Source organism: Actinoplanes sp. NPDC051470 (assembly GCF_040682035.1).
Taxonomy (GTDB): domain Bacteria; phylum Actinomycetota; class Actinomycetes; order Mycobacteriales; family Micromonosporaceae; genus Actinoplanes.
This window is the reverse complement of the sequence record NZ_JBFBAA010000010.1, coordinates 146,694-168,714: the sequence shown is the minus strand read 5'-3', so window position 1 is coordinate 168,714 and position 22,021 is coordinate 146,694. Positions and strand designations below refer to the sequence as shown.

Genomic DNA, 22,021 nt, shown 5'->3' with positions numbered 1-22,021 from the left:
TTCACCCTGCCGACGGATCACGCTGGGCGGCGGTGAACGCCACGCTCAGCAGGCCGGCCCGGGTCTGGACCTGGTAACGGGTCCGGCCCCGCTTGACCACGGTGCCGGCCACGCCGGCGTACTTGCCCGGGCCGATCACCCGGACCCGCTCGCCGACCTGGAGCGGCACGCGCGGGAGCTGCGTGGCGACCTGACCGGCCCGGATGCGCGCCAGCTCGGCCTGGTAGCGCGGGTCCATCTCGGCCGGCCGGCCACGATGGGACCAGGTGTAGACGGCGGACACGTCGAAGCCGGGGGAGCAGGCGCGGCACGACTTGACCCGGATCGGCCGCCGGTGTGCCGTCGTGCGATGACCGGCCGGGCAGACCCCGGCCCACGGTCCGTCGACGCCGGGCGCGTCGGCCGGCACGCATCGCTCGCCCGAGCAGCCGATCCGCCGGGCCACGGCCCGCCACACCCGGTCGTGACCATGCCTCGGACCGGCCAGGGCATGGGCGATCTCGTGCAGCACCGTATCGGTGACCTGCTCGACGTCGTACAGCGAGATCAGCGGCCGGGACAGCCCGATCTCCTTCGTGGCGAACCGGCAGACCCCGGCCCGCGTCTTGGCGTTGTCGAACACCAGACGCCACCCGGCCAGCCCGTGCTCGGCCATCAGATCGGAGGCCAGCTGCCTCGCTCTCGACAGATCCAACCCACCGCTCCCCGCCGACTCGCACCCGCCGGACCATCCTGCCACGGCGGTCCCGGGCCGGAATGCCGCGCCGCGCGCCGACGTTCCGCTGACGGTGCCGGCTTCCCGGCCGGCTGGGAACGAGGTTCGTGATGAAGGTTCGCAACTCACTCCGGTCGCTCAAGAACAAGCCCGGTTCGGTCCTCACCCGTCGGCGTGGCCGGCTCGTGGTGATCAACCGGAAGAACCCGCGCTGGAACGGCCGTCAGGGCTGACCGCCTCGATCACCCGTTTGAGGGCGGCGACCTGCCCACCATCGGTGCGGCGGATCGCGGTGCGGAGCAGGCCGGCGAACGGGCGCCAGACACCCTCGACGCGGCAGTCGGCGGTCAGGGTGACCGTCGTCCGGCCGCCGTCGGGCACGCAGGTGTAGGTGTACGCGGCGGACACGCCGCCCTGGGCCGAGTGCACGACGACCGTACGGCCGGGTTCGACCGTCTCGACCCGGCCCGTGCGGTCCCGGCCGCGGGTGTGGAAGATCAGTTCGTCGTCGTTCACCCGGATGCTCCGCACGCCGGGCATCCAGGCGGTGGCGGCGGGCCAGTCGGTCAGCCGGGCCCACACCTCGGCGGCCGGGCGATCGATGGTGGCGGAGAGGATGAAGGCTGTGGTCACGGCGGTCAGCGTGGCCGGTCGGCTCGATCCGCGTCTTGGACGGATTTCACATCGATCTCCGGCGGCTTTGTCAGTTCCGGCACAAACCCCGGGGCGGCCTGGTCGGGGGTGTACGCGGCCCGCTGAGCCGTGACGTACGCGGACGGTGTCACCCCGGTGTGCCGCCGGAAGTCCCGGATGAAGTGGCTCTGGTCGAACCAGCCGTACGCGGCGGCCAGGCCGGGCCAGTCCACCGGCGCGTAGACGTCGATCGCCGCCAGCAGCGCCCGCAACCGGAGGATCCGGGACACCACCCGCGGGCCGAGCCCGACCGTCGTGGTGAACTCGCGGTCGAGGTGCCCGTGCGAGACACCCAGCTCGGCCGCGAGCCCGGCGATCGGCCGCAGCGGGTCGGCTTCGAGCGCGTGCACGGCCGCCTCGCAGCGCAGCAGCGCCGGGCCGGGCGCCCCGGGCGTCAGCGCCTTCTCGACCACATCGAGGGTGCCGTCGGCGAGAAGCGCGCTCCGCAGAGCCACCGCGCCCGGCCAGGCTTGAAGAAGATCAACGACCTTTCCGCGTACGGAAGCGGGCCGCAGGCCGAACAGGGCCTGGCCGCCGACCGCCGTGGTGACCACCCCGAAGCAGTGTGTCTCCCCGAGGGGCTCGTTGATCACCGGGCGGTCGTGCGGGCCGAGGAGGAAGCCCTCGCCGGCCACGAGCGCCGGACCATCGCCGGCCACCAGGCGGATCGGGTCACCGAGCACGACGACGGCGACCGTGGAGCCGGTCGGCGCGATCAGCTCGCGGCGGTAGCCGATCTGGCCGCGGGCATACCAGATCGACTCCACGAACCGCGCGAGCGCGGGCGGCTGACGAGCCTCGAAGACGAACTCCACGCCCTATCTCAGCACGTCACGCGCCCCGAACCGCTCAGGCGGCGACCAGCGGGCGCAGGGCCTCGCCGACCATGCTGACCACGCCGGGGCGGTGGCCGTTGCGCATCAGGTTGATGGTGATGCCGTCGATGCCGGCGCCCAGGACCCGCTCCTGGAGCTGCTCGGCCACCTGGTCGGCGGTGCCGAGGAAGGCCCGGTTGCGGCGGTCCTCGGGGATGGTCCCGGCGAGTTCCGTCACCTCCTGCTCGGTCTCGCCGACCATGCCCATGGCCAGGAAGCTGGTCTTCAGGGTGGCCGGGTCGCGGCCGATCTCCTCGCACCGCTCGCGCAGCACCGACACCTTGCGCGCCAGGTCGGCCACGTCGCAGATGATGTTCATGTGGTCGGCGAACCGCGCGGCCAGCCGGAACGTCTTCTGCTCGCCGCTGCCGCCCAGCATGATCGGGATGCTCTCGCGGAACCGGGGATTGTTCATGGCGCCCCGCGCGGTGTACCACTTGCCGTCGTGCGTGGCCTCCTCACCGCGCAGCATCGGCGAGATGATCGTCAGCGCTTCCTCGAGCCGCTCGAAGCGCTGCCCGAAGGTGCCGAACTCGAAGCCGTAGTCGTGGTGCTCGCGCTCGTACCAGCCGGCCCCGATGCCCAGGACGGCCCGGCCGTGCGAGACCACGTCGAGGGTGGTCACGGTCTTGGCCAGCAGGGCTGGGTTGCGGTACGTGTTGCCGGTGACCAGTGTGGACAGCTGCACGGTCGAGGTGCCGGTGGCCAGGGCGCCGAGCGTCGTGTACGACTCGAGCATCGCATTCTCGGCCGGGCCGATGCCGGGCAGCTGATAGAAGTGGTCCATCACCAGCACGGTGTCGAAGCCGGCGCCCTCCGCCTCCCGGGCCTGCGCCAGGACGGTGTCGAAGAGCTGGCCGGGCGCGACGCCCGGGTAGGTGAAGTTGGGGATCTGGTAACCGAGCCGGATGCTCATGATGACTCCGTACGCCGATGTAAGAGGGCTCTCACATGTTAATGTAAGAGCCCTCTTACAGGAGGGCAAGAAGGCATGGGTTACCACCACGGTGACCTCCGGGCGGCGTTGATCGAGGCCAGCTTCGACGCGTTGGGGGAGCACGGCCTGCAGCGGTTCTCGGTCGCCGCGGTCGCGCGCCGGCTCGGGGTCAGCTCGGCGGCGCCGTACCGGCACTTTCCCGACCGCGATCACCTGCTCAGCGCGGTCTCCGGCGTGGCCGCACGCGACCTGCGCGAGGCCGTCGTCACCGCCGCCGACGCGGCGGGCGCCGACCCGGTCGATCGGCTGGCCGCGCTGGCCGGCGCCTACGTCCGGTACATGACGCGGACCGGCGCCGGCTTCCACGTGATCTTCGCGGCCGGCCTGTCCGAGCTGCCCGACGAGGATCGCCGCGAGCACACCCGGGCCCTGATGACCACCCTGATCGACCTGGCCGTGGCGGTCGAGCCCAGCTCGTACCACGAGGTTCTGCACCTCCTCCAGGAGATCATCGCGGTCGCGCACGGCTACACGACGCTGCTCACCGACGGCTTCTTCGCGATGCACAACGGCTCGGCCGAACACATCGCCGCCCGCGCCGTCCGGGCCGCCGCCGACCTGGCCACCGCCCGCCGCTGACCGTTGTCCGATCCGGGCCTCGCCGTTCGTAGCCATGGTGAACGGCCGCCCGCCAGGGTGCGGTCACGACCACGGGAGGTGCCGACCGATGCCACACCAACTGGGCCAGGTCCGGGCCACCTCGCCCTCGGCGAAGTTGTAGAAGACCGCGTGCACGACTTCGGGCGGCGCGAGCCCGAGCGGCGCGAGCACCGCGGGGACGGCCACAACGCCGTCCTGGTCGCCCACCACATCGGCGGCACCGAGGCGCACGTCCTGATGGCCCTGAAAATGGGCCTGCGGGCGGAGAAGTTCGGCCGGGTCCACCGCCTGCCCCCGGCGCGGCTGGCCGCCGCCGTCGACGGCCTGCGCGCCCGAGGCCTGGTGAACGCGGCCGGCGACTTCACCGACGCCGGCCGAGACCTCCGGGAACGGATCGAAACCGTCACCGACGAGCTGGCCGCGCCGGCCTACGAGGTGCTCAGCGCGGACGAGCTCGACGAACTGATCACCGGCCTCGACCCGATCACGGCGGCGCTGACGTCATGATCAGAAGGGTGGTGCGTCCTGGCCCATCAACGCCAGCACGACGCCGCCCTTGCCGCTCTTGAGGTTCTGGACCACAACCTTGCCGGTGCTGCCGTCGGGCAACTCCAACGTGAACGTCTTACCGACCGCGTTCTTGGGGCCGTTGCCGGCGTCGTTGGCGAGACGGAAGTCCCCGGCCCACGGCGGAACTCCGCCCTTACGGGCGGGCTCGGCGAAGAGCGCGGCGGTTCCTGGGATCCGGGTGCCGTCGGCGGCGAGAAGCACTGAGGCGCTGCGAAAGGTAGCCATATGCGCTAAGGATATCCCGTCCCGCCCAGATCCGGGCCACGACAAGCGAGCCATAACGCGAATGATTACCGGCCGCGGCTCTGATTTTGTCCCCGCCCACGGAGCCCGGCCCACCGGCAGCCCGCCACGCGGACGCTCGCCTTCCTGGTGCGAAGGCAGCCGCAGCCTGGTCAGCGGCGGCGCTGGTCGCTGTTGCGGCCGGGGGCGGAGAGGAAGATGGTGGCCGCGGGACGGCCGGTCACGGGCTCGTCGGCGATCGGCTCGGCGGGCTCGGCGGAATCGGCGGAATCGGGGTTGTGCACCCGTTCGTGTGCCGTGTCAGCCTTCTCGCGCAGCTGCTTCAAGGTGACCCCGCTCTGCTCGCCGCTCAGGTCGACCTCGATGCGGCAGAACTGTTCGCAGGGGTATTCGACCACGAGCACCGCCTGGCCCCCGAGTGTCATTCTGTGTCCTCGTCACCGCGAACAAGGCCCGCCTTGCTGCATCCGGGAAAGCTTCGCATGCCCCGAATTGTACGCAGGGGTGAAGTTGTCCACGCCGCCGGACCAGGCCATTCGGGCCCGGCGAGGGCGCCGGCGCGTCAGGGGCGCCGAACGACGTAGCGGCGTTCGATGTGGCCGGCGAGGTCCTCGGGGTAGAAGTAGACCGGACGGAGGTCGCCGGCGGCGTAGCGGGTGGCCTGGTCGTTGAAGTGCGGGGACTCGGGGTGGCCGCTGGCGCCGCCGGCCGTGATCGCCCAGGCTCGCAGGCGGGGGCCGAACTCGACGACGGCCACGAAGCTGTTGCCGCTGGTGCCGTAGTAGCGCTTCGTCCCGGGGTAGCGGCGGGCCCCGAACGAGGCGAGCGAACCCCACTGCGCCGAGGTGAACGGGACGGGGAGGCTGGGCCTGGTGTCGTCGAAGGTCTGGGTGATCGCGCCGTCGTTGCGCTGGAAGCGGTTGATCTCGCCCCAGGGCACCGGCCAGCGGCCGAAGTCCTGGGTCAGCCGGGTCACCGCCTCGTCGAGCGCGGCCAGGCGCTGGGCGTCGGTGGCGCGTTCGGCCAGGTAGTCCCACATGGACAGGCCCGCGTCCCGGGCGGCCTGGGCCAGCGGCGCCCACAGCGCCTCGGCCCAGAAGACGGCCAGCGACGTGGCGGTCGAGTGTGTGCCCCAGCGATAGTCCCAGCGCCGCAGCAGGGCGATCGGGTCGGCCAGACGCGGGTCGGGTGCCCGGTCCCACGCCGCGATCAGCAGCGGCACGAGGCGGTCGAAGGCGGTCAGGTACGGGTCGAAGGCGGCCGACATCAGCGTCCGCGGCGTGAACCGGCGCCGGGCGGTCAGCACCCGGATGGCCTGCGGCCCGCGCGGGTTCTCGCCGGCCTGGTCGAAGTGGCGCGGGAAGTCGTCGCGCCGGGGGCTGTCGGCGCCGGCCGCGGTCCACGGCCAGTTGTTCGAGTTGTACGCCCACCCGGTGCGCGGGTTCACCGCCTGCGGCAGGCTCGCCAGGCTGTGCAGCCCGTGCCAGTCGGTCGCCGGGTCGCTGCCGTCGACCGGGCGGCGGTAGTCGTACCGGTCGTCGCGGATCGGCATGAACTGCGGCATCAGGAACGCGATCTCGCCCCGGGTGTCCGCGAACAGCGTGTTGTTCGAGCTGTTGGCCTTGAGGCGCGCCACCCGCAGGTAGTCCGCGTAGTCGCGGGTCTTGGTGCGCAGGAAGCTCTGCTGCAGCGCCTCGAGCGGCTTGTTCATCAGGGCGAACGCGATCCACTTGCCGTCCGCCTCCCGCACGATCGGGCCGTGGTGGGTGGCGTACGTGGTGAAGGTGCGGGTCATCCGGGAGCCGTCGGCGGCGCGGTAGGCCAGGGTGATCTCGTTGGTCGTCACGGCCCGCAGCGCGTCGCCGTAGCGGTACCGCAGCCGGCCGCCGGCGCCGGTCACGATCGTCTCGGCGAACTCGTCGACGTTGTCGACGCCGCTGGAGGTGTGCATCCAGCCGGTGTGCTGGTTGAAGCCCTGGTAGATGAAGAACTGGCCCCAGGTCGCGGCGCCGTAGACGTTGAGCCCCTCGTCGCTGGTCACGTGTTGCTCGGAGCGGAAGAAGAAGCTGGTGTGCGGGTTGATCAGCAGCAGCGCGTGGCCGTCCCGGGTGTGGCCGGGCGCGATCGCGAAGCCGTTCGAGCCGCCGGGCTCGCGGAACGTGAGCGCGAGCTCGTCGTCGGTCATCGGCAGCGTACGCCCGCTGTAGAAGGCTTCGAGCTGGCTCAGCACCACCCGTTCGATGTCGCCGCCGATGCTGCCCTCGGAGAAGCTCAGCGGCATCCACGGCTCGAACCGGGTGATCACCTTCGGCCGCACGGAGGGGTGCGTCGCGAGGTAGTGGTTGAGCCCGTCGGCCCACGCCGTCATCAGTTTGCGGAGCCAGGCGGGGCACTTCAGGAAGTCGCGGCGAAGTGCTGCGGGATCCACGAACAGGCGCTGCCGCAGGTCTTGCCAGATCGCGGTCTCGCCCTCGGCCTCGGCCAGCCGGCCCAGGCTGACCAGGTAGTTCCGCTCGATCCGGGGGAAGTCGTCCTCGGCCTGGGCGTACATCATCCCGAAGACCGCGTCGGCGTCGGTCCGCCCCGCCACGTGCGGGATACCCCAGTCGTCCCGCGTGATGGTGACCCGGGCCGACGACGCCGCGGAAGAGGGGAGGGGAAGGAAAGAGGCGGCCACGCCGCCGAGGACGTGCCGCCTGCTGACCATACATCAACGACTATCAGTACGTGGGGGTGCGGGCAAGAGCGTCAGTGTGACTTGGCGCCCGCCGGGGCGGCGAACGTGGTGAGGAACTTGTCGCGGAAGCTGTCCATCTTCCAGACCGGCGCGTCCTCGTCCGGGCGCAGGCCGTCCTGCCAGCCCCAGGACGCGATCCGGTCGAGGACCGCGGGGTCCTTGCTGACGATCGAGATCGGCACGTCGTGGCTGGCGTCGACGCCGCTGACCCGGGGCGCGGCCTGGTGGTCACCGAACATGATCATCACCAGGTCGTCGCTGCCGTACGTGGTGGCCCACGAGGTCAGGGCGTTGACCGAATAGCCGACCGAGGTGGCGTACGCGGTGCGCACCTTGCCGGTCGAGGTCCAGGTGTCCTCCTTGGGCCCGTTGGCGATCTGCGGGCCGTACACCGAGCCGTCGCCGACCTGGTTCCAGTCGATCATCTCGGGCAGCGGCGCCCACGGCGTGTGGCTGGAGGTCATCGTGACCTCGGCGAACAGCGGGCCGCGGTCGGGTCGCGAGTAGACGTTGCGCTGGAACGACGCGAGCGTGAACTGGTCCGGCATCGAGGACCAGCCGAACTGCGGGCCCTTGTAGCCGAGGTTCCGGGCGTCGTAGACCTCTTCGTACCCGTAGAAGTCCTTCTCGGGCCAGGTGTGCTTGTTGCCGGGCTCGATGCCGACGGTGTGCCAGCCGGCCTTCTGGAACGCCTTGGTGATGGTGAGCCGGTTGCCCGCGCCCGAGGTCAGCTGGCGGTAGCGCTGCTGCTGGTTGACCCACATGCCGGACTGGAAGGTGGCGTGGGCGAGCCAGCTGCCGCCGCCGTAGGTGGACGAGGTCAGGAAGGCGCTGCGGGCGTGGAAGCCGTCCGCCTCCAGCTCGGCGTTCGACTTCTGCAGCGCCGGGTCGACGATGGCGGCCATCTTCGGGTTCTCCAGCGCCGACCGGCCGTAGCTCTCCACCACGCCGATCAGCACGTCCTTGCCGCGCAGGGCCCGCAGCAGCTGGCCGGCCGGGACCTTGGCCAGCGGGTCGTTCGCCGCCTCGATCGCGAACGCCCGCTGGTCGTTGATCGACCGGGGGATGCCGGTCAGCGTGTTCCGCGCCAGCATCGCGGTGGTGTCGGAGGCGACCGGCGCGTACGGGAACAGCGTCACACCGACCAGCGCCAGCGCCACCCACGCGGCGATCCCGGCCGGCACCGCCCGCAGCGCGCCCTTCCGGTGCCGGGCCACCAGCCCGGACAGCCGGAGCACCGACCAGGCCATCAGGCCGATCAGGCCGATGCCGCCGAGGATCGCGCCGGCGACGGCCGCCACCGCCGCCGGCTTGCCCGAGGTCTCGGTGACGTAGTTGTAGCCGTCGCCGAGGAGCGGCCAGTCCAGCACCAGGTCGAAGCGCCGGGCCAGCACGCTGAGGAAACCGATGTTGATGATCTTGAGGATCGTGAGTACGCCGATCCCGGCGCCCATGATCAGCGCGGCCGGCTTCCGGAACCGGGCCGGCGCGACCAGCACCACCGCCGCCGCGACGATCGCCTCGATCGGCAGGCGCAGGAACGCGCCGGGCACCCAGGTCCCGGGCCGCAGCCGGCCGATGCCGTCGGGCACCACGAGGGCGACGAACACCAGCAGAGCGGCCAGCACCGTCAGGGACACGGCGAGGATCGAGCGTAGGCGGTTGGTCACGCCCTCTTGTTACGGACGATCCGCATACAACGGTTCAGCCGTGGAGATCATGTGATCGGGATTCCACCAACTCGGCTATCCGTCCGAGCGCCGAAGACACCTCCTGAGCTGGGATTTCCCGGCCGTCGCGGAGGCGCAGCGAGACCTGGCCGGCGGCGGCCTCCCGCTCGCCGATGATCCCGACGTACGGGATCTTCCGCAGCGCCGCCTGCCTGATGCGGGCACCGAGCGACCCCTCGAACGACAGCTCGGCGCGCAGATCCGACGCCGCCTCGACCAGGGCGCGCGCGGCGCCGTCCTGCGCGGGCGACACCGGCAGGACGGCCAGTTGGACCGGCGCGTACCAGGCCGGGAAGGCGCCCTCGTGCACCTCGATCAGGTGCGCGAAGAGCCGCTCCATGCTGCCGGCCAGGCTGCGGTGGATCATCACGGGCCGCTGCCGGGAGCCGTCCGCCGCCGCGTAGTCCAACGCGAAACGGGCCGGTTTGTCGTAGTCGACCTGCACGGTCGACAGGGTCTGCTCACGGCCGGCGTCGTCGCGTACCTGAATGTCGATCTTCGGGCCGTAGAAGGCTGCCTCGCCGGGCGCGTCCTCGTACTCGACTCCGGCGCGATCAAGCGCATCGCGCAGCACCTGCTCGGCTTGCGCCCACATCGCGTCGTCGTCGATGAATTTCGCGCTGCCGTCCCGCAGCGAGAGCCGGAAGCTGGACGCCCGGACGCCCAGGTCGGCGTGCGCCCGCCGGATCAGCCGCAGCTCCCGGCCGACCTCGTCGACGACCTGCGACGGCGCGCAGAAGGTGTGCCCGTCGTTGAGCGCGATCACCCGGACCCGGCTCAGCCCGCCGAGCACGCCGGAGCGCTCGGCCCGGAACATCTGCCCGATCTCGGCGATCCGCAGCGGCAGCTCACGATGGGAGCGGCCGCGGGACCGGTAGACCAGCGCGTGGTGCGGGCACAGGCTCGGCCGCAGCATGAGCTGATCGTCGTCGTCGAACGCGACGGCCGGGAACATGTCGTCGGCGAAGTGGTCGAGGTGCCGGGACAGCTGGAACAGGGCCGGGCGGCCCAGCGGTGGTGACACGACGTGCTGGTAGCCGTTGCGCCGTTCCAGCTCGCGCAGGTATTCCTCGACGGCGTGCCGGGCCGCGGCGCCGGCCGGCAGCCAGAACGGCAGGCCCGCGCCGGCCAGCGGGTCGGAATCGAACAGCTCGAGCTCGCGGCCCAGCTTGCGGTGGTCGGCCATCACGGTCTCCTTCTCGGTGTACGCCGTGAGCACACGCCCCGAGAAAGGCGCCAGGCCCGGGGCGAGGTGCCCCGGGCCTGGAAAAGTTGCGTTGTTACGCGGCGCCGGGGAGATCCGGCGTCGTCGTCATCACGAAGCGCAACATGCCTCGAAAATACGGCCGTGCCGACCGCGAGGCGACCGATTTATCCGACCACCTTTTCATCCGACCACCTTGAAGAGGTCGTTGAGCTGGTCGTTGACCTTGGTCAGCGAGCTGGGCGGATCGCTGCCGATGTACACCGAGTCCATCCGGGGATTGACCAGCGCGATGATGTCGGCCGCGTTGCTGGTCACCGGGAACAGGAACGTGGTCTTGTTCTTGACCTGATCGGTGAACGGCGTGACGTCCAGGTTCCGCTCCTTCTGGTTGTACTGGATGGCCAGCTCGGTCGCCTCCGGCCGGGCCGGGAACACCACGCCCGACTCGCCGATGATCTTCTGGCACTCGGCGCCGGAGAGGAACTTGACCCACTTGGCCGCGTTCTCCGGCTGCTTCGACAGCGTGGTGATGGAGTCGGCGAGACCGTTGAACATCGACGCCCGCTTGCCGGTCGGCCCGATCGGGGTGGGCGCGACGCCGATCTCCAGCGGCTTGCCGGCCTCGTCGGTCAGCTTGCTGAAGGTGGAGATCATCCACGAGCCGCTGATGCCCATCGCGGCGATGCCGGACTGGATCTGCTTGTCGGTGTTGATCGGGTTGGCCCCGCCGATCTCCGCGTACGTCGGCAGGTAGCCCTTCCGGGCCAGGCCGAAGTACCACTTCAGGGTGTCCTGGAAGGCGGGCTGGTCGAGGTTGAAGTGGGTGCCCCACGGGTTCTTGTCGGTGACCTGCCACCCGGCGCTGCCGGTGAACGCCGACCACTGGGTCTGCCCCCAGCCCTGGCCGCCGGAGCCCTCGGCCGACATCCCGTGCGTCTTCACCCGGTGGGAGTCGAAGCCGGGCTCGTCGCCGCGCTTGCCGTTGACGTCCATGGTCAGGTGGGCGACCAGCTTCTCGAACGAGCCGCCGTCCTGCGGGTTCCAGCTCAGGTTCTGCAGCTCGGCCGGGTCGACCCCGGCGTCGGACAGCGCCTTCTTGGAGTAGAACAGGGCGACCGTGTCCCAGTCCTTCGGCGAGCCGTACCGGTGGCCGTCCTGTCCCTTCCACAGCTCGGCCAGGCCGGGCTGGTAGTCGGTGTCCTGGATGTCCTGGGTCGGGCCGAGCTCGTCCAGCGGCCGGAGCACCTTCAGGTCGGCGAACTGGGCGAACCGCGCGAGGTGGTCGGTGAAGACGTCCGGTGCGGCGTCGGCGATGAATCCGGCGGTCAGCTTCTGCCAGTACGTGTCCCAGCCGTACTGCGAGATCCGTACGCTCAGACCGGGGTTCTGCCGTGCGAACGCGTCCGCGCACTTCTGATAGCCGGGCTGCTGACCGGAGTCCCACAGCCAGTACTCGATGACGCCGTCGGCGCCGCCCGCGGCACTGCCGCCGCACGCGGTCAGCAGGCCCATGGTGAGCGCGGCCGCACCCACTCTCAGTTTCCGCAACATGGCCGGGCCCTCCTCACTTGATCCCGCTGAAGCCGATGGAGTTGACGATGCGTTTGGCGAACAGCATGAACAGCAGCAGCATCGGCAGCGCGGCGACCAGGGTGGCCGCCATCAGCCCGGCCCAGTCCGGCCCGGTCTGCGGTGTCTGCGACTTGAACACGCCCAGCGCCACGGTCAGCACCCGCGACCGGTCGGTGTAGCTGACCATCAGCGCCCAGAAGTACTCGTTCCACGCGGCGATGTAGGTCAGGATGGCCAGGGTGGCGATCGGGGCCGACGACATCGGCAGGACCAGCCGGAAGAAGACCCGGGTCTTCGACGCGCCGTCGATCAGCGCCGCCTCCTCCACCTCGGACGAGATGCCGAGGAAGAACTGGCGCAGGAAGAACACCGCGAACGGGGTCATCAGCATGGTCGGCAGGGCGATGCCGAGCAGGGTGTCGACCAGGCCGAGCTGCTTGATCAGGACGAAGTTGGGCAGCAGCGTGAAGATGGCCGGGATCATCAGCCCGCCCAGGAAGAAGCCGAACACCTTGTCCCGGTGCCGCCACTTCAGCCGGGCGAACGCGTACGCCGCCATCGCCGAGAAGAACACCTGGCCCACGGTGACCAGGGTGGCCACGACCACCGAGTTGAGCAGGTAGCGCCAGAAGAAGATCTCCTGGCCGGCGCCGCCCTGGTCGATCGCCTCCTGGCCGGTCTGCGTGCCGAAGACCCGTTCGAAGCCGCCCAGGCCGGGCTGCACCGGCAGGATGCTGTCGCCGCCCGCGTAGAGCGCGTTGTTGCTGGACAGCGCGGTGCGCAGGATCCAGTAGAAGGGGAACAGGCTGGCCAGGATGACCAGGATCATGAAGGTCCAGGCGGCCGCCCGGCCGATGCTGAACCGCGGGGGAGCGGTGGCGTCTGCGGTTACTGCGGTCATCGTCGCCCGCCTCTCAGTTCAGATCCGACGTGGCGGCCCGGGTGAGCCGGTACTGCAGGAACGTGATGATCATCAACACGATGAGCAGCGCGACCGACATGGCCGAGGCGTAGCCGAACTGGAACCGGCCGAACGCGACGTCGTAGATGTAGTACTGGAGCACCCGGGACGAGTCGACCGGCCCGCCGCGGGTGGCGATGGCGACCGTGTCGAACACCTGGAACGACCCGACCACGGTGATGATCAGGACCAGCCCCAGGATCGGCCGCAGCAACGGGACGGTGATGCTGCGGAACATCCGGGGCTCGCTGGCGCCGTCGATCCGCCCGGCCTCGTACATGGTCTCCGGGATGGTCTGCAGACCCGCGAAGATCAGCAGGGCGGTGTAGCCGACGTGCCGCCACACGTTGACCGCCGCGATGGTCGGGATCACCCAGGCCTCGGACGAGAAGAACGCGATCCGCTCGACGCCGATCACCTCGAGCAGCTTGTTGCCGATGCCGAGCTGATAGTCCAGGACCCAGAGGAAGATCATCGCGGCGACCACATTGGACACCAGGTACGGCGTCAGCACGATCCCGCGCAGCCAGGTGCGCTTGGTCAGCCGCTGCATCATCACGGCGATGACCAGCGCCAGAATCGTCTGGAAGAGGATGTTGAGGAAGACGTACCAGATGGTGACCTCGAGCGAGTTCCAGAACACCGGGTCCTGGACCATCCGCACGTAGTTGTCCAGCCCGTTGAACTCCGGCGGGGTGAGCAGGTTGAACTTGGTGAAGCTGAGATAGATGCCGCGGAGGGTCGGCCACACCATGAAGACCAGGAAGCCGATCAGCGCGGGCAGGATGAAGAGGAGGGCGAGCCGCGTGTCATCGCGGCGCTTCGGTGTTCGTGGGGCGGTGGTCGTTCCGGTGGCAGCCGGACTCCTTGTCGTCGTTGTGGCCATCTCACTCCTTAGGCGTGGCCCCCAGTGCGTCCACGCTGCACAGCACGGCTTGGTCAGGTCGTATCCGCGGGAAGGCGAGCCCCGCGTGCTCCAGGGCGGCGCCGCTGAGCGTCACGCCCTCGTTCGCGGCGCCCCACCACGCCGGCCCGGTCCCGAACCCGGCGCCCGTGCCGTGCGACGGCGCCGACTGCGCCGCGCCGACGAACCGGGGGCGGATGCGGTAGCGGCGGGCCGGGTCGAGCCCGCGCAACCGCAGCCGGCCGGGCGGGTCGGGCGCCACGCTGTCCAGCGTCACCAGGGCGAACAGCGCGTGGTCGTGGTCCGGCGACACCACACCGTGCACCAGCACGTTCGGGTCGGCGGTGTCCATCCGCACCAGGTCGCCGCCGAGCAGCAGGCCGCGGTGCTCCTTGAAGAACGCGATCCACCCGGCCAGCTCCCGCGACTCGGCCTCGGTCGCCTTGGCCAGGTCCCACTCGATGCCGAGGTGGCCGAAGATCGCGGTGGCCGCGCGGAAGCCGAGGTCGTGGCGGCGGCCGGTGGTGTGCGAGGCGCCCGAGGCGATGTGCGCGCCCAGGTACTCCGGCGGGACCAGCTGGGTGGTCCAGCGCAGCATCGACTGCCGGTCGTGCGGGTCGATGTTGTCCGAGACCCAGACGCGATCGGTACGTTCGAGCACGCCCAGGTCGACCCGGGCGCCGCCGGACGAGCACGACTCGATCTCCAGCCCCGGGTGCGCGGCCCGGATCTCGTCCAGCAGGCGGTAGAACGCCAGCGTCTGCTCGTGGACGCCGGGCCGGCCGCCGAGGGGCTGGGTGCCCGCCTCGATCAGGTCGCGGTTGTGGTCCCACTTGACGTACCCGATGTCGTACTCGTCGAGGATGGCGAGGATCTGACCCTTGACGTGCTCGTACGCCTCCGGCAGGCCGAGGTTGAGCACCTGCTGGTGCCGGGACTCGACCGGCCACTCGTCGCGAGCCGCCATGATCCACTCCGGGTGCGCCCGGGCCAGATCGGAGTCGGGGTTGACCATCTCCGGCTCGAACCACAGCCCGAACTGCATGCCCAGCTTGCGCACCCGGTCGATCAGCGGGTGCAGGCCGCGCGGCCACACGTCGGCCGAGACCACCCAGTCGCCCAGCCCGGCGTGGTCGTTGCGACGGCTCCCGAACCAGCCGTCGTCCAGCACGTAGCGCTCGACGCCCGCGGCGGCGGCCCGCTCGGCCAGGTCGAGCAGCCGGTCCAGGTCGTGCTCGAAGTAGACGGCCTCCCAGACGTTCAGCGTGACCGGCCGGTCGGGCGACACCCGGGGCTCGCGGGCGCGCAGGTGCCGGTGGAAGCGCCGGGCCACCTCGTCCAGCCCGGTCCCGAAGGCGCCGTAGAGCCACGGGCTCCGGTAGCTCTCGCCGGCGCCCAGCCGCACCTCGCCGGGCAGCAGCAACTCGCCGCCGCCGAGCACCTGCTCGCCGGTGAAGACCCGCTCGGCGTAGTGCGTGTGGTTGCCGCTCCACGCGGTGTGCACGGCCCAGATCGCGCCGTCGGCGAAGCCGAACCCGGGCGTTCCGGCGTGCAGCAGGTAGGCGCTGTCCGCCCCGGTCCGGCCCTTCCGGTTCTCGCGCAGGTGGGTGCCGGTGGTCAGGGGTCGCCGCTGCGGCCGCCGTTCGAAGTTGTGCCGCCCGCCGAAGTCCAGCAACTCCGCCGCCTCGGCCGGCGCCGGGAAGGCCAGCACCAGGTCGTCCAGCTGGTAGGTGTCGTCGGCGTGGTTGGTGAGCGTGGCGTTGGCTCGGAGCAGCCCGCTCGGCAGCAGCTCGAGGACGACGGTCAGGCCGAGCCGGTCGCCGTCGGTGGCGGTCACCTCGAGCACGCCCGGCCCGCTCGCCACGAAGCCGTCCACCGGCTCGCCGTTCACCCGTACGACGGTCGTGCGGAAGAACGGAGACCAGCCCCGGCCCTGGTACGAGCCACGGATGCCCGGCCGCCCGGTCCAGCCCAGGTGGTGCTCGGGCAGCACCGACGGCCGTGGCACCGGTTCGACGTTGTTGCTGCCCAGCACCGGTTCGGCCGCGTCGGCCAGCGCCTCGGCCTCGGCGGCGTCCAGCCCGGGCAGCTCGGCGCCCCAGTGGACGATCGCGGGCAATCGCCCGTCGCGCAGGTCGACGAGCACGGTGACACCGGCAGCGGACAACGCGACAAGCATCGGCGACCTCCGAGCGGCTAAATCTTTAGCGCGAGTCTGTGCCGTGTTTCATCAATGTGTCAAAGATGATCCGCGGCTGCATCTCGGCCGCCACCGAACGCGGCCACGTGGTCCTGATGGCCGACAGCGAGGGCGTCGACGAGCTGGAGGAGTCGGCCATCCGGGCGCTGCTGGCCCGCGGCGTCGACCGGTTCGTCTACGCCGTACTTCGACATGGGCTGCCGAGCAATCGAACTGCTGCTCGCCGAGACCAGCGCAACCGGGGCGGCCGAGCCGCGGGTGCACAAGCTCGTGATGAGGTTGCGCGCCCGCGACTCGGTTGCGGCGCCGTCGGTGATCAGCTCGCCCGCTTGATCCGAAGCGTGACGATCTCGAACGGCCGGAGAGAGAAAGAACGTTCGTTCTCGCTCGAGCCGGCCAGCGGACGTTCGTGCAGGTCGGTCCGCACGAGGCCGGCCACCTCGAACGAAGTGTTCACAGTCGTGCGGCCCGGCGTACCCAGCGACTCGTAGAGCCGGACCACGACGTCGCCGGAGCGGTCGTCGGCCAGCTTGACCGCCTCGATCAGCACGCCGGGGTCGCCCTCCAGCCGGACCAGCGCCGGCACCCCGCGCCCGCCGGTGCGGGTCGACGGCGGCAGGTTGAGCTGGTAGCCCGCGGCGATCGCGTCGGCCGGGGACGCCGCCGGGACGAACCGGAACCCGAACGTGTGCTTGCCCTGGTCGGTGTCCGGGTCGGGGAACTTCGGCCCGCGCACCAGCGTGGCCCGGATCTGGGTGGCCATGCCCCCGCCCGGGCGGGCCACCCGGCGCACCTCGTGGCCGTACGTCGCGTCGTTGGCCAGCGCCACCCCGACCGGCTCACCCACGTGCACCCAGCGGTGCGCCGCCACCTCGAAGCGGGCGGCGTCCCAGGACGTGTTGTCGTGGGTGGAGCGGGTGACGTGCCCGAACTGGGTCTCGAAGCGGGCCCGGTCGGCGTGCACGTCGGCGTCGAAACCGAGCTTGAGCAACCGGTGCTGCTCGTGCCAGTCGACATCGACGCGGATCTCCACGCCGGCCTGGCCGGGCCGTACGGTGAACGTCTGCCTGGCGGCCGACCGGCCGAACGCCCGCTCGACCACCGCGAACGCCGAGCCGTCGGCGGCCACCCCGGTCTCGAACGACACCACTTCGGTGACGTCCTCGACCGTCTCCCGGTAGTGCCGGTCGATGTCCCAGGCGTCCCAGTGGGCGGGATAGTCGGGGTGCAGCTGGAGCCGGGCGCCGCGCCCGTCCGGAGCGATGGCCTCGGTGCCGGTGGCCACGTCGACCAGCGAGGCGATGGTTCCGTCCTCGGCGAAGGTGACCTCGGTCCGGTCCGTCCGGAGGGTCCGGCCGTCGACCTCGGCCCGGCGGCTCGGCACCGGCGACTGGATGGTGGCGGCGCCGGCCGTGGCGTCGAACACGACAGCGTTGTCACCGGCGCCGGCCAGGGCCTTCTGGGTGGTCTCGATCAGCGTGCCCAGTTCGGCGGCCAGCGCGGCGTACGTCTCGCGGGCCTCCCGGTGCACCCAGGAGATCGACGAGCCGGGCAGGATGTCGTGGAACTGGTGCAGCAGCACGGTCTGCCACAGTTCGCGGAGCCGGTCGTACGGGTAGTCGGCCACCCCGGCCACCGCCGCGGTCGTCGCCCACAGTTCGGCCTCGCGCATCAGGTGCTCGCTGCGCCGGTTGCCGCGCTTCATCCCGGCCTGGGAGGTGAGCGTGCCCCGGTGCAGCTCGAGGTAGAGCTCGCCGTACCACTGGGGTGGGTGCGGCAGCTCGGCCCGCGCGGCGTCGAAGAACGCCTCGGGCGCTTCCAGCCGTACCCGGGGGACGCCTTCCAGATCGGCGGCCCGCCGCGCCCGCGCGAGCATCTCGCGGGTCGGACCACCGCCGCCGTCGCCGAACCCGAAGGGGAGCAGCGACCGGGTGGCCGCGCCCTTCTCCTTGAAGTTGCGGGCCCCGTAGTTGAGCTCCTTGACGGTGACCTCGCCGTTGTACGTGTCGGCCGGCGGGAAGTGGGTGAACACCGAGGTCCCGTCGATGCCGACCCACTCCAGGGTGTGGTGCGGGAAGCGGTTGACCCGGTTCCAGGAGATCTTCTGGGTCAGGAAGTAGTCGATGCCGGCCTGCCGGACGATCTGCGGCAGCGCGCCGGAGTAGCCGAACGAGTCGGGCAGCCAGGCCACCCGGGTCTCGTGGCCGAGCTGCTCGCGGAAGAACCGGGCGCCCTCGGTGAACTGCCGGACCATCGCCTCGCCGCCGGGCAGCACGGTGTCGGACTCCACCCACTGACCGCCGACCGGCACGAACCGGCCCTCGGCGACCCGCTGCTTGGCCCGCTCGAACAGCGCCGGGTGGTCGTCGCGGAGCCAGGCCCAGTGCTGGGCGGCCGACATCACGTAGACCAGGTCCTCGTTCTCATCCATCAGCTGGAGCACGTTGGCCACCGTGCGGGCGACCTTGCGCCGCGTCTCGCGCAGCGGCCACAGCCAGGCCGAGTCGATGTGCGCGTGGCCGACCGCGCTGACCGTGTGCGCGCTGGCGTTGGCCGGCGCTTCGAGCACCTTGACCAGCGGCTCACGAAGAAGATCAACATCGCTTGTCCCGTACGCGTCGAGCAGGTCGAGCGTCCGGTCGAGGGCGCGGGTGGCCAGCGCCCGCAGCGTGATGTCGATGCCCTCCTCGTTGAGCAGCCCGGCCACCATCTCGATGTCGTGCACCAGGCCGGCCAGGGCCAGGTCGCGGACCACGATCCTGGCCGCGTCCAGCGTGTAGAGCGGGTCGTCGCTCGCCGTCGAGCGCTCGCCCAGGGGTGAGGGGGCGAACTGGGAAATGCCGTTGCCGAAGAACTTCGGGTTGGCCGCCGCCTCCAGGTAGAGCTCGACCGGGCCCTCGCCGGGCAGCGGGATCCAGGTGTTACGCGGCTCGACCGCCTTGATCACGGTGCCGTCGGCCGCGTACACCAGCCCTTCGGACTGGAACCCGGGCATCTGCTCGCCGGCCCAGCCCAGGTCGACCTCCAGCTCGACGCGACCACCGCGGGCGTCGTCCGGGATCGTGCCGGTGAGCCGGAACCAGGTCGTGTCCCACGGCCGGCCCCACCGGCCGCCGATCGGGAAAGGGTGGTAGTCGGCTTCCTTGGCGACCTTGAACGGGATCGGCTCGCCACGCACCTCCCACGCCTGCACCTCGACGTCTGCCACCGGGGTGGCGACGGCCGGGAGCAGGCGGTCACGGAGGGCGCGGTCGAGCCGATGCTGGGTGATGTCCTCGGAGTGCATGCTCCGATACTGGTCAGGAAATGCCCTCCAGCGCTACCGCTACCGGCCGCAACTCGACCCGGACCGGGGTGCCGGGGGCCAGGTCGGCGACGGTTCCGGACGCCACCTGAGCGGTCACCAGGTCGTCACCGACCTGGACGATCACCCGGCTGAACGGCCCGAGGAAGCTCGCCGTGAGCACCTTCCCGGCGCCCGCCGGGTCGGGCACCACGTCGACCGACTCGGGCCGGACCAGGGCGGTGACGTTCGTCGCCCCGGTGGCCGGCGACACCAGGGGGAGCGTGGTGCCGAGCACCTCGACGCCCTCGCCGGTGAGGACGCCGGGCAGCCGGTTGCTCAGCCCGACGAAGTCGGCCACGAACGCGCTCGCGGGGGAGAGGTAGACGTCGGCCGGCGCGCCCAGCTGCTCCAGCCGGCCGGCCCGCATCACCCCGACCCGGTCGGCGACGGCGAGCGCCTCCTCCTGGTCGTGGGTGACGAACAGCGTGGTCGTGCCGACCTCGGTCTGGATCCGCTTGATCTCCTCGCGGAGCTGCACCCGGACCTTGGCGTCGAGCGCGGACAGCGGCTCGTCGAGCAGCAGCACCTTGGGTCGGATGGCCAGCGCCCGGGCCAGCGCGACCCGCTGCTGCTGGCCGCCGGAGAGCTGATGTGGGTAGCGGTCGGCGTGCTGCTCGATGCCGACCAGCTCGAGCATCTCCGTCGCCCGTCCGGTCGTCCTCTCGCGGCCGCGGAGCTTGAGGCCGAACTCGACGTTCTGCCGGGCGGTCAGGTGTGGGAACAGGCTGTAGGCCTGGAACACCATGCCCATGTCGCGCCGGTTGGCGGGCAGCCGGGTGATGTCCTTGCCGTCCACCACGACCTTGCCGCTGTCGGCGTCGTCGAGCCCGGCCAGGATCCGCAGGGCGGTGGTCTTGCCGCAGCCGGACGGGCCGAGCAGCGCGATCAGCTCGCCCGGGTGCAGTTCCAGATCAAGACCATCGAGCGCGTGTACGGTGCCGAAGGTGCGCCGCAGGCCTTGCAGATGTACGGCGACGCCGCTCATGCAGTGTCTCCCAACCGGAAAATGACAAGACCGCGATCATGATGCTCGCTTCGCTCGATCATGACGCCTTCTTCCTTCGATCGCCGACCAGGGACAGCAGCAGGAGCAGCACGAACGCCAGCAGCAGGGCGGCCAGCGAGACGGCCACCGACATGGTGGCGCTGCTCTTGCCCAGGAGGTTGATCGCCACCTGAAGGTTGGTGCGGTTGAGCAGGGAGGCGATGGTGAACTCGCCGAGCACCAGGGCGACCGTGAGGAACGCCGCGGACAGCACCGCCGAGCGGATGTTCGGCAGGACGACTCGCGTGATCACCGTGAACCAGCTCGCGCCCAGGCTACGGGCCGCCTCGGCCAGCGTCCTGACATCGATGGCCGACAGGCCCGCGTCGATCGATCGGTAGGCGTACGGCAGGACCAGGATCGTGTACGCGAAGGTCAGCGTCAGCGACGAGCCGCCGATCAGGTAGTTGACCCACGCGTAGACCGGCGCCAGCCCGACCACGAGCACGATCGCCGGGATGGTCAGCGGCAACAGGCAGAGGAACTCGACCAGCCGGCGCAGGCCGGGCAGCCGCAGGCGTACCCAGATCGCGGTCGGCACCAGCAGCACCAGCATGAGCACCGCGGTCAGCGCCGCCTGCCCGAGCGACATCACGATGCCGTCGGCCAGGTCGGGATACGTCTCGCTGAGCTGCGGCCAGTCGACCAGGGTCGACCAGGTCTTCTGGTCGCCACGGGTGGTGAACTCGACCATCGCCACCAGGGGGAGGACGAAGAACACGCCCAGCAGACCCAGGACGACCCATCGGAAGACGCTCTGGCGCCTTCGGAACGTCAGCCGAGCCATCGCGCCGTCCTCCTCTGGAGCAGGGCGTAGAGCGTCATGACCACCGCGACGACCACGATCATCCCGAGCGCCATCGCCTTGCCGACGTTGGCCTGGCCGAGCACGACCTCGCTGGTCAGCGCGCCGCGGATCTGCAGCGGGATGATCGGGCTGCCCTGGCTGACCAGGGCGGCCGCGGTGGCGTACGCGGAGAAGGCGTTGGCGAACAGCAGGAGCGTGCTGCCCAGGAACGACGGCGCCAGCAGCGGGCCGGCCACCTTCGTCCAGTAGACCCAGGTCGTGCCGCCCAGGCTCTCGGCGGCCTCCCGCCACTGCGGCCGGATCCCGTCCAGCGCCGGCAGGAAGACGATCACCATCAGCGGGATCTGGAAGTACGTGTAGACGAGCACCAGGCCCGGCAGCTCGAACAGCCAGACGCCGCCGGCGTAGAGGTCCACGCCGGCGGCGTCACGCAGGAACACCGTGACGAAGCCGGAGAGGCCGATGGTGGCGATGAACGCGAACGCCAGCGTGACGCCGCCGAACTGGGCCAGCACCCCGCACGCGGCGGTCACCGCGCGCCGGAGCAGACCGCCCGGCTTGGCCGTGACCAGCGCGTACGCGAGCAGCGCCCCGAGCACCGCGCCGATCAGCGCGGTGCTCGCGGACAGCAGGATGCTGCGCCCGAAGGCGTCCAGGATGTAGCCCTGGCCGAGCGCCCGGACGTTGGCCAGGGTCACGCCACCCTCGTCGCCGGCGAACGCCCCGACCACCACGACCAGGGTCGGGGTGATCAGGAAGATCGCGACGTAGGCGAAGAACGGGACCGTGCCGAGCGCTCTTTTCGCGATACCCAGCAC

21 protein-coding genes are annotated in these 22,021 nt (G+C 70.8%); 4 read left to right on the top strand and 17 right to left on the bottom strand.

Translation table 11 applies throughout. The annotated features are described in order from the left end of the window. Position 1: 1 nt before the first annotated feature. The gene (locus AB0M54_RS19650; protein WP_364472886.1) at positions 2–694 is read right to left on the bottom strand and encodes a SprT-like domain-containing protein; all 693 of its coding nucleotides are present in this window, start codon (positions 692–694) and stop codon (positions 2–4) included. 131 nt (positions 695–825) lie between these two features. Here AB0M54_RS19650 and AB0M54_RS19645 point away from each other — a divergent pair, with 131 nt between their 5' ends. Further along, positions 826–948 (top strand): ribosomal protein bL36, encoded by a 123-nt coding sequence (locus AB0M54_RS19645; protein ID WP_285680117.1) that lies wholly within the window; start codon positions 826–828, stop codon positions 946–948. Here the strand turns inward: AB0M54_RS19645 and AB0M54_RS19640 are convergent. From AB0M54_RS19640 to AB0M54_RS19630, 3 genes are read right to left on the bottom strand one after another with little or no spacing between them, the layout of a single operon-like run. After that, on the bottom strand, positions 908–1,348 hold the full coding sequence (locus AB0M54_RS19640) for an SRPBCC family protein (protein ID WP_364472884.1): 441 nt from the start codon (positions 1,346–1,348) through the stop codon (positions 908–910). The genes AB0M54_RS19645 and AB0M54_RS19640 overlap by 41 nt on opposite strands. 5 nt (positions 1,349–1,353) lie before the next feature. Next, positions 1,354–2,223, bottom strand: a complete 870-nt coding sequence (locus AB0M54_RS19635; RefSeq protein WP_364319399.1) for a helix-turn-helix domain-containing protein — start codon at positions 2,221–2,223, stop codon at positions 1,354–1,356. Positions 2,224–2,257: 34 nt separating this feature from the next. Then, positions 2,258–3,199, bottom strand: a complete 942-nt coding sequence (locus AB0M54_RS19630; RefSeq protein ID WP_364472882.1) for an LLM class F420-dependent oxidoreductase — start codon at positions 3,197–3,199, stop codon at positions 2,258–2,260. Positions 3,200–3,274: 75 nt separating this feature from the next. Here AB0M54_RS19630 and AB0M54_RS19625 point away from each other — a divergent pair, with 75 nt between their 5' ends. Together AB0M54_RS19625 and AB0M54_RS19620 are read left to right on the top strand one after the other, a co-directional pair. Then, positions 3,275–3,859: a TetR family transcriptional regulator gene (locus AB0M54_RS19625; protein ID WP_364319395.1), complete on the top strand. Its 585-nt coding sequence runs from the start codon at positions 3,275–3,277 to the stop codon at positions 3,857–3,859. A gap of 150 nt (positions 3,860–4,009) precedes the next feature. Then, positions 4,010–4,387: a hypothetical protein gene (locus AB0M54_RS19620; RefSeq protein WP_364472880.1), complete on the top strand. Its 378-nt coding sequence runs from the start codon at positions 4,010–4,012 to the stop codon at positions 4,385–4,387. Here AB0M54_RS19620 and AB0M54_RS19615 read toward each other — a convergent pair whose 3' ends face one another. From AB0M54_RS19615 to AB0M54_RS19575, 9 genes are all read right to left on the bottom strand, one after another. Continuing rightward, entirely contained in the window at positions 4,388–4,675 is a 288-nt protein-coding gene (locus tag AB0M54_RS19615; RefSeq protein WP_364319391.1) for a hypothetical protein, read from the bottom strand. Between the two features lie 170 nt (positions 4,676–4,845). Continuing rightward, positions 4,846–5,118, bottom strand: coding sequence for a hypothetical protein (locus AB0M54_RS19610; RefSeq protein ID WP_364472878.1), 273 nt, complete (start codon positions 5,116–5,118; stop codon positions 4,846–4,848). Positions 5,119–5,255: 137 nt separating this feature from the next. Beyond that, the gene (locus AB0M54_RS19605) at positions 5,256–7,370 is read right to left on the bottom strand and encodes a penicillin acylase family protein (RefSeq protein WP_364472876.1); all 2,115 of its coding nucleotides are present in this window, start codon (positions 7,368–7,370) and stop codon (positions 5,256–5,258) included. Positions 7,371–7,441: 71 nt separating this feature from the next. Then, positions 7,442–9,100, bottom strand: a complete 1,659-nt coding sequence (locus AB0M54_RS19600) for a sulfatase (RefSeq protein WP_364472874.1) — start codon at positions 9,098–9,100, stop codon at positions 7,442–7,444. A gap of 34 nt (positions 9,101–9,134) precedes the next feature. Continuing rightward, positions 9,135–10,379: a threonine--tRNA ligase gene (gene thrS, locus AB0M54_RS19595; protein ID WP_364472872.1), complete on the bottom strand. Its 1,245-nt coding sequence runs from the start codon at positions 10,377–10,379 to the stop codon at positions 9,135–9,137. A gap of 168 nt (positions 10,380–10,547) precedes the next feature. Beyond that, positions 10,548–11,918, bottom strand: coding sequence for a sugar ABC transporter substrate-binding protein (locus AB0M54_RS19590; protein ID WP_364472870.1), 1,371 nt, complete (start codon positions 11,916–11,918; stop codon positions 10,548–10,550). 13 nt (positions 11,919–11,931) lie between these two features. Beyond that, positions 11,932–12,840, bottom strand: coding sequence for a carbohydrate ABC transporter permease (locus tag AB0M54_RS19585; RefSeq protein WP_364319380.1), 909 nt, complete (start codon positions 12,838–12,840; stop codon positions 11,932–11,934). A gap of 13 nt (positions 12,841–12,853) precedes the next feature. Then, the gene (locus tag AB0M54_RS19580; protein WP_364319378.1) at positions 12,854–13,786 is read right to left on the bottom strand and encodes a sugar ABC transporter permease; all 933 of its coding nucleotides are present in this window, start codon (positions 13,784–13,786) and stop codon (positions 12,854–12,856) included. Position 13,787: 1 nt separating this feature from the next. Further along, positions 13,788–15,971 carry an alpha-galactosidase gene (locus tag AB0M54_RS19575; protein WP_364472869.1) on the bottom strand — a complete coding sequence of 728 codons (2,184 nt, stop codon included), beginning with the start codon at positions 15,969–15,971 and terminating at the stop codon, positions 13,788–13,790. 225 nt (positions 15,972–16,196) lie between these two features. Here AB0M54_RS19575 and AB0M54_RS19570 point away from each other — a divergent pair, with 225 nt between their 5' ends. Next, positions 16,197–16,337, top strand: coding sequence for a hypothetical protein (locus tag AB0M54_RS19570; RefSeq protein ID WP_364319373.1), 141 nt, complete (start codon positions 16,197–16,199; stop codon positions 16,335–16,337). Here AB0M54_RS19570 and AB0M54_RS19565 read toward each other — a convergent pair. The 4 genes from AB0M54_RS19565 to AB0M54_RS19550 are packed head-to-tail and all read right to left on the bottom strand — an operon-like array spanning position 16,321 to position 22,021. Continuing rightward, positions 16,321–19,290, bottom strand: a complete 2,970-nt coding sequence (locus AB0M54_RS19565; RefSeq protein WP_364472867.1) for a glycoside hydrolase family 38 C-terminal domain-containing protein — start codon at positions 19,288–19,290, stop codon at positions 16,321–16,323. The genes AB0M54_RS19570 and AB0M54_RS19565 overlap by 17 nt on opposite strands. A 13-nt stretch (positions 19,291–19,303) precedes the next feature. Beyond that, the gene (locus AB0M54_RS19560; RefSeq protein WP_364319369.1) at positions 19,304–20,335 is read right to left on the bottom strand and encodes an ABC transporter ATP-binding protein; all 1,032 of its coding nucleotides are present in this window, start codon (positions 20,333–20,335) and stop codon (positions 19,304–19,306) included. A 58-nt stretch (positions 20,336–20,393) separates the two neighbouring features. Continuing rightward, complete coding sequence (locus tag AB0M54_RS19555) at positions 20,394–21,182, bottom strand: ABC transporter permease subunit (protein WP_364319367.1); 789 nt, start codon at positions 21,180–21,182, stop codon at positions 20,394–20,396. Further along, positions 21,170–22,021, bottom strand: a complete 852-nt coding sequence (locus AB0M54_RS19550; RefSeq protein WP_364472866.1) for an ABC transporter permease — start codon at positions 22,019–22,021, stop codon at positions 21,170–21,172. The genes AB0M54_RS19555 and AB0M54_RS19550 overlap by 13 nt, the downstream gene beginning before the upstream one ends.

What these genes read in the sequence shown, in the direction of transcription:
- AB0M54_RS19645 (WP_285680117.1), top strand. Translation starts at nt 826, where the DNA reads ATGAAGGTTCGCAACTCACTCCGGTCGCTCAAGAACAAGCCCGGTTCG.
- AB0M54_RS19630 (WP_364472882.1), bottom strand. Translation starts at nt 3,199, where the DNA reads ATGAGCATCCGGCTCGGTTACCAGATCCCCAACTTCACCTACCCGGGC.
- AB0M54_RS19625 (WP_364319395.1), top strand. Translation starts at nt 3,275, where the DNA reads ATGGGTTACCACCACGGTGACCTCCGGGCGGCGTTGATCGAGGCCAGC.
- AB0M54_RS19615 (WP_364319391.1), bottom strand. Translation starts at nt 4,675, where the DNA reads ATGGCTACCTTTCGCAGCGCCTCAGTGCTTCTCGCCGCCGACGGCACC.
- AB0M54_RS19610 (WP_364472878.1), bottom strand. Translation starts at nt 5,118, where the DNA reads ATGACACTCGGGGGCCAGGCGGTGCTCGTGGTCGAATACCCCTGCGAA.
- AB0M54_RS19590 (WP_364472870.1), bottom strand. Translation starts at nt 11,918, where the DNA reads ATGTTGCGGAAACTGAGAGTGGGTGCGGCCGCGCTCACCATGGGCCTG.
- AB0M54_RS19585 (WP_364319380.1), bottom strand. Translation starts at nt 12,840, where the DNA reads ATGACCGCAGTAACCGCAGACGCCACCGCTCCCCCGCGGTTCAGCATC.
- AB0M54_RS19580 (WP_364319378.1), bottom strand. Translation starts at nt 13,786, where the DNA reads ATGGCCACAACGACGACAAGGAGTCCGGCTGCCACCGGAACGACCACC.
- AB0M54_RS19570 (WP_364319373.1), top strand. Translation starts at nt 16,197, where the DNA reads ATGGGCTGCCGAGCAATCGAACTGCTGCTCGCCGAGACCAGCGCAACC.
- AB0M54_RS19565 (WP_364472867.1), bottom strand. Translation starts at nt 19,290, where the DNA reads ATGCACTCCGAGGACATCACCCAGCATCGGCTCGACCGCGCCCTCCGT.
- AB0M54_RS19560 (WP_364319369.1), bottom strand. Translation starts at nt 20,335, where the DNA reads ATGAGCGGCGTCGCCGTACATCTGCAAGGCCTGCGGCGCACCTTCGGC.
- AB0M54_RS19555 (WP_364319367.1), bottom strand. Translation starts at nt 21,182, where the DNA reads ATGGCTCGGCTGACGTTCCGAAGGCGCCAGAGCGTCTTCCGATGGGTC.